Source organism: Ruegeria sp. BHSA162 (assembly GCF_059613385.1).
Genome location: NZ_JBXWSK010000145.1, coordinates 1 through 3,036 on the forward strand (window position 1 = coordinate 1; position 3,036 = coordinate 3,036).

Sequence of the window (3,036 nt, forward strand, 5' to 3'; positions counted from 1 at the left end):
CCGGAGCCGCGTTGCTACAGGGGCGGCGGTTGCTGCACCCCGATGTCCTGTCCAAGCCGATGAAGATCCGAGTGCTGTTCGAAGTCTTCGGCCGCCTGTTCTATGTGCTGGCCATCGCCCTGACGCCGCTGTCCTCGGCCACAGTGATCCTGCAGGCCACGCCGCTGGTCGTGGTGGCGGGTGCCGCGCTGTTTTTCGGGGAAACCGTCGGCTGGCGGCGCTGGAGTGCCATTCTGGTCGGACTGATCGGAGTGGTGATCATCATCCAGCCGACCGGAGACAGTTTCTCGGCCCTGTCCATTCTTGCGGTGCTGGGAATGCTGGGCTTTGCCGGCCGCGATCTGGCCAGCCGCGCCGCCCCCGCCACGCTGGGCACCACCGTTCTTGGGTTTTATGGCTTTCTGTCAATTGTCGTCGCCGGTGGACTGTACCGGGCTTTCGAAGGCGCCGCGGCGGTGCCGGTGGACACCCGCACCGCCCTGCACCTGACCGGGGCCGTGGTGATGGGCGCGGTGGCCTATTCTTCGCTGATGCTGGCCATGCGGACGGGTGAAGTGTCGGCCGTAACTCCGTTTCGCTATACCCGCCTTCTGTTCGGCATTGGGCTGGGCATGCTGATATTCGACGAGCATCTGGACCAGACCATGTGGCTGGGCAGCGCGCTGATCGTGGCCTCGGGGCTGTACATCCTGTGGCGCGGGCGCCAGCGGCCTCAGCCCTTTTCGTGAAAGAAATCATAGACCTTCTGCGCCAGACCGGCCGAGATCCCGTCCACCGCCTTCAGATCCGCCAGATTGGCGCGGCTGACCGCCTTGGCGCTGCCGAAATGCGCCAGCAGGGCGCGTTTGCGGGACGCGCCTACGCCGGGGATTTCGTCCAGCGGTGTAGCCCCCATCGCCTTGGCGCGTTTGGCGCGGTGGGTGCCGATGGCAAAGCGGTGCGCCTCGTCCCGTAGCCGCTGAATGAAATACAGAACCGGGTCGTTGCGTTTCAGGGCAAAGGGGCGCTGGCCGATGCGGTGAAACTCTTCCTTGCCGTGGTCCCGATCGACGCCCTTGGCCACACCGACCATCGGGATGTCCTCGACCCCGTGCGACTGCATGATCTCGTGCACGGCGCTCACCTGCCCCGCGCCCCCGTCGATCAGCAGCAGATCGGGCCACAGGCCCTTGTCGCGGTCGGGGTCCTCTTTCAGCAGGCGGGTGAAGCGGCGGGTCAGCACCTCTTTCATCATGCCGAAATCGTCGCCCGGCGTCAGGTCATCGCCGCGGATGTTGAATTTGCGATAGGCGTTCTTCATGAACCCATCGGGCCCGGCCACGATCATCGCACCCACCGCGTTGGTGCCCTGGATATGCGAGTTGTCATAGACCTCGATCCGGTTCGGCGGCGCGTCCAGATCAAAGGCCTCGGCCAGACCGCGCAGCAGCTTGGCCTGCGTCGCGCTTTCCGACATGCGGCGCGCCAGCGCCTCGCGCGCGTTGCGCAGCGCGCCCGAGACCAGCTCGAGCTTTTCGCCCCGCTGCGGCACCAATATCTCGACCTTGCGACCGGCCTTTTCCGACAGGGCCTGCTGCATCAGGTCTGCGTTCTCGATCCCGTCCGACAGGATCAGTTGGCGGGGCGGTTCCTTGTTGTCGTAGAACTGGCCCAGAAAGGCCTCCATCACCTCGGCCGGCGAGACGTCGGGACCGACCCGCGGATAGAAATCCCGGTTGCCCCAGTTCTGATTGGCGCGGATGAAGAACACCTGAACACAGGCCTGACCGCTGTCCATATAGAGGCCGATCACATCCGCCTCGGCCACCCCGCGCGGGTTGATGCCCTGCGCCGTCTGCACCTGCGTCAGCGCGCGGATCCGGTCGCGCAGGGCGGCGGCGCGCTCGAACTCCATCGCGTCCGAAGCCTCCTGCATCTGCGCGGCCAGTTCCTCTTGGATTCGGGTCGAGCGTCCGGACAGGAACCGCTCGGCGTCGCGCACGCTTTCGGCATAGTCGGCCTGCGAAATCATGCCCACGCACGGCCCCGAGCAGCGCTTGATCTGATAGAGCAGGCAGGGCCGGGTGCGACTGTCGAACATCGAATCCGAGCAGTTGCGCAGCAGAAACGCCTTCTGCAGCTGGTTCAGCGTGCGGTTCACCGCGCCCGCACTGGCGAAGGGGCCGAAATAGGCGCCCTTTTCCTTCTTGGCCCCGCGATGTTTCTTGATCTGCGGAAATGGGTGGTCCTTGGCCACCAGAATGTTGGGAAAGCTTTTGTCGTCGCGCAGCAGCACGTTGTATTTGGGCTTGAGCTGCTTGATCAGGTTCTGCTCCAGCAGCAGCGCCTCGGTCTCGGTCCGAGTGGTCAGGAACATCATCGACGCGGTCGAGGCGATCATCCGCTCGATCCGGCCGGAATGTCCCGGGCGGGTGTAGTTCGACACCCGCGCCCGCAGGTTGCGCGCCTTGCCGACATACAGAACCCGGCTGTCCGCATCGAGCATCCGATAGACACCCGGCGAACTGTCCAGCGTCCTCACGTATTTCTGGATGCAAGCATAGCCGGTCGGCTGAGGCTGGGATTGAGGGGCGCTGTCGGCGGTCATGAGAGAGAGATACGATTCTCTGACCGTGGCTGCAATCTTGCGCGCCTCAGATCAAGAGAAAACAAATCCACGATTCTTGTGGATAACTGTGCGGACAACTTTCCCTGCACCGTGATTTTTCCTTGAATCCTTGTGTTTTCACTGCGTTGCACAATAAATAGGCACAATTTTAACATATTGATTCTAAACGATATTTTTATTATCGTTTTACAAGTGTATGAAAAAAAAGACATTTTTGTAACGAACCTGTAACAGGATCGAGAGCGGTGCAAAACTTGCAGGGCCAATACCTATTCAAGGCCCACTACATCAGGCGTTTGCCAGCCCAGATGCTGGCCGCCATCAACGCACAAAAGCTGGCCCGTGACCGCATGTGCGTCCAGAAAATACCCAAGGGCCGCGTTGATATCCGACGGGTTTGCACCGCGTTCCAGGACCGTGTTTTCGCG

The 3,036-nt window shown here is 62.2% G+C and carries 2 protein-coding genes and 1 pseudogene; 1 reads left to right on the top strand and 2 read right to left on the bottom strand.

From position 1 onward, the window contains the following. Positions 1-728, top strand: a 728-nt coding sequence (locus tag AC2FM5_RS19470) for a DMT family transporter (protein WP_496737623.1), incomplete at its 5' end; no start/stop codon positions are given. Here the strand turns inward: AC2FM5_RS19470 and uvrC are convergent. Both uvrC and AC2FM5_RS19480 read right to left on the bottom strand, forming a co-directional pair. Beyond that, complete coding sequence (uvrC, locus tag AC2FM5_RS19475; protein ID WP_496737624.1) at positions 713-2,587, bottom strand: excinuclease ABC subunit UvrC; 1,875 nt, start codon at positions 2,585-2,587, stop codon at positions 713-715. The two genes, AC2FM5_RS19470 and uvrC, sit on opposite strands and share 16 nt — an antisense overlap. A 290-nt stretch (positions 2,588-2,877) precedes the next feature. Beyond that, positions 2,878-3,036 (bottom strand): annotated as a pseudogene (locus AC2FM5_RS19480) (short-chain dehydrogenase); the annotation flags it as partial.